General features: G+C 34.8%; 7 protein-coding genes and 1 tRNA gene. 4 read left to right on the top strand and 4 right to left on the bottom strand.

Going from position 1 to position 6,689, the window contains the following annotated elements:
- A partial coding sequence (locus CHB81_RS11450; protein WP_141130391.1) for a transposase occupies positions 1-278 on the top strand: 278 nt, incomplete at its 5' end.
- A 117-nt stretch (positions 279-395) separates the two neighbouring features.
- Here CHB81_RS11450 and CHB81_RS11445 read toward each other — a convergent pair.
- Together CHB81_RS11445 and CHB81_RS11440 are read right to left on the bottom strand one after the other, a co-directional pair.
- A tRNA-Val gene (locus CHB81_RS11445) sits at positions 396-473 on the bottom strand.
- 179 nt (positions 474-652) lie between these two features.
- Positions 653-1,879, bottom strand: coding sequence for a folylpolyglutamate synthase/dihydrofolate synthase family protein (locus CHB81_RS11440; RefSeq protein ID WP_089352009.1), 1,227 nt, complete (start codon positions 1,877-1,879; stop codon positions 653-655).
- A gap of 131 nt (positions 1,880-2,010) precedes the next feature.
- Between CHB81_RS11440 and CHB81_RS11435 the strand changes: the two genes are divergently transcribed.
- The 3 genes from CHB81_RS11435 (at position 2,011) to CHB81_RS11425 (ending at position 3,839) form a co-directional block, all read left to right on the top strand.
- The gene (locus CHB81_RS11435; RefSeq protein WP_089352008.1) at positions 2,011-2,706 is read left to right on the top strand and encodes a MotA/TolQ/ExbB proton channel family protein; all 696 of its coding nucleotides are present in this window, start codon (positions 2,011-2,013) and stop codon (positions 2,704-2,706) included.
- A 3-nt stretch (positions 2,707-2,709) separates the two neighbouring features.
- Positions 2,710-3,105, top strand: coding sequence for a biopolymer transporter ExbD (locus CHB81_RS11430; protein ID WP_089352007.1), 396 nt, complete (start codon positions 2,710-2,712; stop codon positions 3,103-3,105).
- A 296-nt stretch (positions 3,106-3,401) separates the two neighbouring features.
- Positions 3,402-3,839, top strand: coding sequence for a hypothetical protein (locus tag CHB81_RS11425; protein ID WP_132022382.1), 438 nt, complete (start codon positions 3,402-3,404; stop codon positions 3,837-3,839).
- 153 nt (positions 3,840-3,992) lie between these two features.
- On the opposite strand, the gene CHB81_RS11420 is transcribed toward CHB81_RS11425, so the two are convergent.
- Positions 3,993-4,895 carry a hypothetical protein gene (locus CHB81_RS11420; RefSeq protein WP_089352005.1) on the bottom strand — a complete coding sequence of 301 codons (903 nt, stop codon included), beginning with the start codon at positions 4,893-4,895 and terminating at the stop codon, positions 3,993-3,995.
- A 457-nt stretch (positions 4,896-5,352) separates the two neighbouring features.
- Complete coding sequence (locus tag CHB81_RS11415) at positions 5,353-6,579, bottom strand: Glu/Leu/Phe/Val dehydrogenase dimerization domain-containing protein (protein ID WP_089352004.1); 1,227 nt, start codon at positions 6,577-6,579, stop codon at positions 5,353-5,355.
- Positions 6,580-6,689 lie beyond the last annotated feature (110 nt).

The raw sequence follows: 6,689 nt of genomic DNA, 5'->3' as shown, positions 1-6,689 counted from the left end.
TTCGCGGAATCTTCGAGAATACAAAAGACAAAATCATAGGCTTTGCCAAACTAGCCAAATGGCATAAAAAAGTAAATCAATCTGGATTTAAATCTTTTGGTACAATATCCCGAACAATTATAAATCACTATCAAACGATATTGAATTATTTTGACAACAGAAGCACTAATGCGTCTGCAGAATCTTTCAATGCTAAAATAAAAGCATTTAGATCAAAATTCAGAGGTGTTAGAAATGTAGAATTCTTCCTTTTTAGATTAACCAATATTTATGCTTAATTTTTGCTGCTCCACAGGTTTTCGTGTTGATCCCTAAATTTAACTTGGATCTCATCCATTGTATAGTTTCGGAGAAAATGATAAAAAAAAAACTCCTTAATTTCTTAAGGAGTTTTTTGGTGGGCGATGAGGGGTTCGAACCCCCGACCCCCTCGGTGTAAACGAGGTGCTCTGAACCAGCTGAGCTAATCGCCCTATTTTACTAGGTTGCTATCATTTCGTGATTGCGAGTGCAAATATACGCTAGTTTTCGAGTTCTGCAAAGAAAATAGAATAAAAAATTAAACTTTTTTCTGCGTGTCTTATTATCTTGCTGGTGCTGAATTTATTATAGAAGTATTTTTTTTAACTTTTTTAAAGAATTTCAGCTTTGGTTACTGCAAAGGCAATTCGGCAACGACAAAAGTGCTTCCGCCAACGTAAATAAAATCATTTTTGGAGGCATTTTTCTTTGCTTCCGCGAAAGCGATTGCAACCGACTCGTATTTTTCGCCTAATAAATCATGTTTTTCTGCCGCTTCTTTCAGAACTTCGGTAGGTAAACCACGTGACGAATCGGGCTTGCAGAAATAATATTGTGCTTTTTTAGGGAAAAGAGGCAAAATCGAATCCAGATCTTTATCATTTACAACTCCTAAAACAATATGTAGATTCTCAAAAGTTTCATTTTTAATCTGGTTCATCACAACTGCAAGTCCGTGTTTGTTGTGTGCGGTGTCGCAAATAATTTTTGGATTTTCTCCCAATTGTTGCCATCTTCCTTGTAAACCAGTATTTTTTACCACTTTTGATAAACCAGCTTTTAGATTTTCGTCCGAAACTTTAAATTCATTCTGAGAATTCAAAACAGCAATAGTTTGCTGAACCGTTTTCTTATTGTGAAATTGGTAATCACCAATTAAATCAGATGGAAAAACTTCTGAAATTAAATCGGAAGCAAAGTAAATTGGAGCTTTATTTTCTTCGGCTTTAGCCAAAAATACAGGTTGAGTTTCGGCGGTATATTCACCAATAACAACAGGGACAGTTGGTTTTATAATTCCGGCTTTTTCGCCTGCAATTGCTGCTGGAGTATTTCCTAAAAACTGGGTGTGATCTAAATCAATGTTTGTAATTACAGAAACTAGCGGCGTTATAATATTAGTTGCATCAAGTCTTCCACCAAGGCCAACTTCGATAATAGCAATATTTACTTTTTCTGAAGCGAAATAATCAAAGGCTAAACCAACTGACATTTCGAAGAAACTCATATCATTGGCTTCGAAGAAATCTTTGTGTTTGGCGATAAATTCACAAACAAAATCTTCTGAAATTTCTTTACCGTTGATTTTTATCCTTTCTCTAAAATCTTTTAGATGAGGTGACGTGTACAATCCAACTTTATATCCCGCTTCCTGCAAAACCGAAGACAACATATGCGAAGTCGATCCTTTGCCGTTGGTTCCCGCAACGTGAATACATTTTAGACCATTTTGAGGATTATCAAGATGTGCTGCCAACAACTTAATATTGGTCAAATCTTCTTTGTATGCCGAAGCGCCTTGAAGTTGGTACATTGGTAGTTGATTAAACATCCAATTGGTAGTTTCCTGATAGTTCATTGATTTTGGTTAAAAGTGTTGTTGATTGAAATAATTTTCGTTTTTTTTAGTTTTATATAACAGCGAAAATTATCTTTATTGCAAATTTCAAATATTTTTTAGAATTAATTATTAAAAACCAGAATTAATGTATGTTTAGTTTTATTCAATTACAAACAGATACCATTGCAAACGCCGCTTCTAACGTAGTTATCGAAAAAATTGCTCCAAATACCGAAATCTCAGTTTTAGGATTTATCTTAAAAGGAGGTTTTTTCCTGATTCCAATCGCCATCTTATTATTCTATACTTTTTATGTCATCATAGAAAGGTATTTATACATTAGTAAAGCTTCAAGAATTGATTCAAGATTGATGCAGGATGTCGGTGATAAACTGAATTCCGGTAATATCGAACTGGCAAGAACAATTGTAGAAAGAAGTAATACTGCTGCGGGAAATATTTTGAAAGAGGGAGTTCTGGTGATCGGAAGACCAATTGCCGAAATCGAATCAAATATGGATCGTGCTGCTGATATCGAAATTGGAGAAATGGAAAGACGTTTAGGTCACCTTGGATTAATTGCCGGTATTGCGCCAACACTTGGTTTTATTGGAACTATTTCTGGGGTTATCAAGATTTTCTACAGCATCTCAGTTACAGAGAATATTAGTATCGGAAATATTTCCGGAGGTTTATACGAGAAAATGATTAGTTCCGGTTCCGGATTAATTGTAGGGATTATTGCCTATAGCGCTTACCACTTATTAAACGGAAAAATTGATGATTTTGCTTTAAAAATTCAGAAACAAATACTGGAATTTGTAAACATAATTCAAAGATCGTAAGGTATGTCTATTAAGAGAAAGAGAAGATTTCATGCCGAAGTAGCGACTTCGTCATTAAGTGATATTATGTTTTTCCTGCTGTTGTTTTTTCTTATTATCTCAACACTTGCAAATCCTAATGTTATCAAAATGACTTTGCCGAAAGCGAAATCAAATGAAAAAACAAATAAGCAGCTGATAAGTTTATCAGTTACCGAAGATAAAAAATTCTATATCGATAAAGAACCCGTAGAATTTGACGCTCTCGAAACGACTTTAATGTCTAAAATTGGAGCCGACAAACAACAAACAGTTGTCGTTAGAATTCCGTTTAATTTACAAGTTCAGGACTTAGTAGATGTGTTACAAATAGGAGTGAAGAACAACTTGAAGTTTGTAATTGCTACTAGCCCGAAGTAAAATTATAATTAGGGTGTGACCACAATAAAAAAATGGGCCAATCAGCATAATGTTGATTCGCCCATTTTTTTATTCGGGTCGGGCTATCCGCTCCGCCGCGAAGGACAGCTTCTATCCCTCACGCAAAAACACACAATCTTTACGCAGCAATTTGTCTTTGCGAGGAACGAAGCAATCTCACGACAAAAAGCAAATTATGCGTGAAATTGGTTATTTTTGTCTTTACGATTGAAAAGAAATCATATACGCAAGTATGCGAATTAATCTGCAGAATTTTATAATCAAAGACTTAATTTATGAAGAATTTACTTTTACTGACTCTTTTTTGTTTTTTTATGATTAGTTGCGCTTCAAAAGATAAAATGACTGGTACTTATAAAACAAATTTCAATAAAGACAATGATTATATTTTTGATATGGATAATCAATCTTATACGAGTGTATATAAAAGTGGTTCTATCGCAAAGGGAAAGTTTAAAGTGGTTCGCTTAAGTTCAGAAAGAATCTTACTTGTCTGTAATGATATGATTCTTAAAAATGGGCATGACTATATAAAAGATATAAATGAAAAAGAAGATTCTGTATATATTGGAGTTAAACATTGGTATAAAAACTTAGGTTCAACTGTCTTCGAGATAAATAAGACAGATACAGAAAACTTGAAATACAGAAAGACTTACGGGAACCAAATCGAAAAAACTGAAGAAACGGGTGTTTTAATTCATATTAATTAACAGCTAAATAAAAGAATATATCCTGCAGTGCCAGAAAGATAGAGTAATATAAAAAATAAATTGCCTTATAATGCGAAGACTAAATAAAAAAGGCTTTCTGAAATATTTCAGAAAGCCTTTTTCTATTCGTGTAAATTAGTGAAATTCGTGTTTTTAATCCAAACTAAAATTATAAATAATCTTACCAACTTGTTTTGCGGGAGCATTACTATCAGCATCCCATTTGGTATTCATTGCTGCGATTTTTGCCTGATCAAGCAAACATCTTGCGGTATTAGTTGTTCCTTTTATTCCCGGAGTTGCACTTATGGTTTTTCCGCTTTGATCTACAGTAACCTCGACAACAACTTTTCCGGCTTCATTACAAGTATATTTTGGTGCAGGTTTAGACAATGCTTTTCTTCCATTTAAAGAATAACCTGATCCGCCACCAGAACCACCGCCGCTTCCGGCTCCGTAACCACTTCCGGTACCAATACCATTTCCAGTTCCGTTTCCTCCGCCAGTTCCGCCACCGGAACCTCCAGAACCATAATATCCGTTAGAATTTAAACTTCCGTTACCTTTTCCTTTATTTCCGGCAACTTTATCATCGCCATCACCGCCTTTGTTTGATCCTTTTAAAATGCTCGATAAAGCATCGTTTGTAGAATTAGAAACTTTAGGTTTTTCAGGAACAGGTTTTGTTTCCGGTTTTACAACAGGAGTCGGTTTTTTAGGTTTTTCTTTTGTCGGAATAACTACGTCATTATCGTCAGCTGTATTTTCTTGTGTAATAATAGCTTCATCAGGAGTTGCTTTTGCGGGAGCCTGTTTGGCTTCGTTTTTTACTTCCAGAACTTTACTTTTATAATTTGCTCCCGAACCTAAATCACTGTCTCCAAAATTTACCGTTACGCCGCCACCGCCACCGCCGCCATCTGCAAGAGCAACATTGTTCTCCGGATTATAAGGAGGCCAGAAACGTATAAAAAATAAAAGCAACAGTAAAGCAGCATAAATTGCTGTAGATATTAATAGAGATTTCTTTTTATCTGAAGAATCCGTAGAAGTCATTTTGATTCTGAGTTTTGTAATAGTATTAAATAAAAACGTTTAAAAGTACTAAAAATTGTTTAGAATGAAAGTGCTGGGCTTAATTTAACCGCAAAGCTCGCTAAGGTTTACGCAGAGTTCGCAAAGTTTTGTTGAGTTGCTTTAAATTAAGTTTATTAAGTTCACAAAGAAGTTAATCTGTTTTAATTAGTGTAAATCTGTGGTAAAAAATTAACTACAAAGAACGCTAGATTATTTCTCGCAAAGTCGCGAAGGCGCAAAGTTTTTCATTTTTTAAAGTTTTCCTTTGCGACTCTGCGTCTTTGCGAGATTAAAAACAAACAGCTTTGCGAACTTAGCTTGAGAATCAACTCAAACTAGACTTTGTGAACTTTGCGAAAAAACTTTGTGGACTCTGCGGTAAAAAAAAACGGACCAAATAAAAGTATTTGATCCGTTTAGAATGAAAGTATAAAAATTATACTAATTGTTTCAATGCAATTTCGAAAGCAGTTGCACTAATATTTGTTTTTGATGGATTTAAAGCATGGGCTTTTACAATCGCATTTTTTATAATTTCTGAAGTATCATTAAAGATCGCCTCATCAGTCATTTGAACTTTCTTCTCCATGAAATAAGCGAAAACTCTCGCCATTCCGCAGTTCGAAATAAAGTCAGGAATCAAACTTACTTTGCGATCCACTTCTTCCATAATAGACCCAAAGAAAATTTCTTTATCAGCAAAAGGAACATTCGCACCACAAGAAATTACTTCTAATCCGTTTGCAATTAAGCTATCAATTTGAGATTGTTGTACCAATCTTGAAGCGGCACATGGCGTAAAAATTTCAGCACCAATCGTCCAGATTTTAGAGTTGATTTCTTCAAACGGAATCATATTGTCGGCAACTAATTTGTTTCCGTCTTTGTTTAAGAATAAAGTTCTGATTTCTTCAAAAGAAAAACCATCTTCTTTAATTAATCCACCATCGCGATCAATGATTCCAATAACTTTTGCACCCATTTCAGCCAAATAAAAAGCAGCAGCAGAACCTACATTTCCAAAACCTTGTACGATTGCTTTTTTACCCTTAATGTCTCCGCCATAAGTAGCATAAAAATGACGAACAGCTTCAGCAACTCCGTAACCTGTAATCATGTCGGCAACAGTATATTTTCTGGTAACATCTGGTGAGAATTTTGGGTTTTCGATAACCTTGATAACACCTTGACGTAATTGTCCAATTCTATTAATTTTGTCAGCTTCTGTAGGTTTAAAGTGTCCGTTAAAAACACCTTCCTGCGGATGCCAAACACCACATTCTTCTGTCATCGGGATTACTTCGTGAATTTCATCTACGTTCAAATCACCACCAGTTCCGTAATAACTTTTTAATAAAGGCGAAACAGCTTTGTACCAACGTTGCAAAACTCCTTTTTTGCGAGGATCATTTGGGTCAAAGTTTATTCCGGATTTAGCGCCTCCAATTGCAGGTCCCGAAACCGAAAATTTAACCTCCATAGTTTTGGCCAATGATAAAACTTCATTCATATCTAAGCCTTTTCTCATTCTTGTTCCTCCACCTGCAGCTCCTCCACGTAGTGAATTAATAACGGTCCATCCTTCAGCCTCTGTTTCAGAATCTTTCCAGTTAAAAACAATTTCAGGTGCTTTATTTTCAAATTGCTGTAATAAATCTTTCATTTTGTTGAGATATGTTTAGTTTGCGTAAAAGTATAAAATAGAATAATGCGAATAATGTATTTTGTGCCAAATTTATCAAACATAAAAAAGAAAGCCGAAAACAATACGCT

The organism is Flavobacterium sp. ov086, assembly GCF_900187965.1.
Taxonomy (GTDB): domain Bacteria; phylum Bacteroidota; class Bacteroidia; order Flavobacteriales; family Flavobacteriaceae; genus Flavobacterium.
The sequence above is the reverse complement of the archived record's forward strand: the minus strand, read 5'-3'. Positions and strand labels throughout refer to the sequence as shown.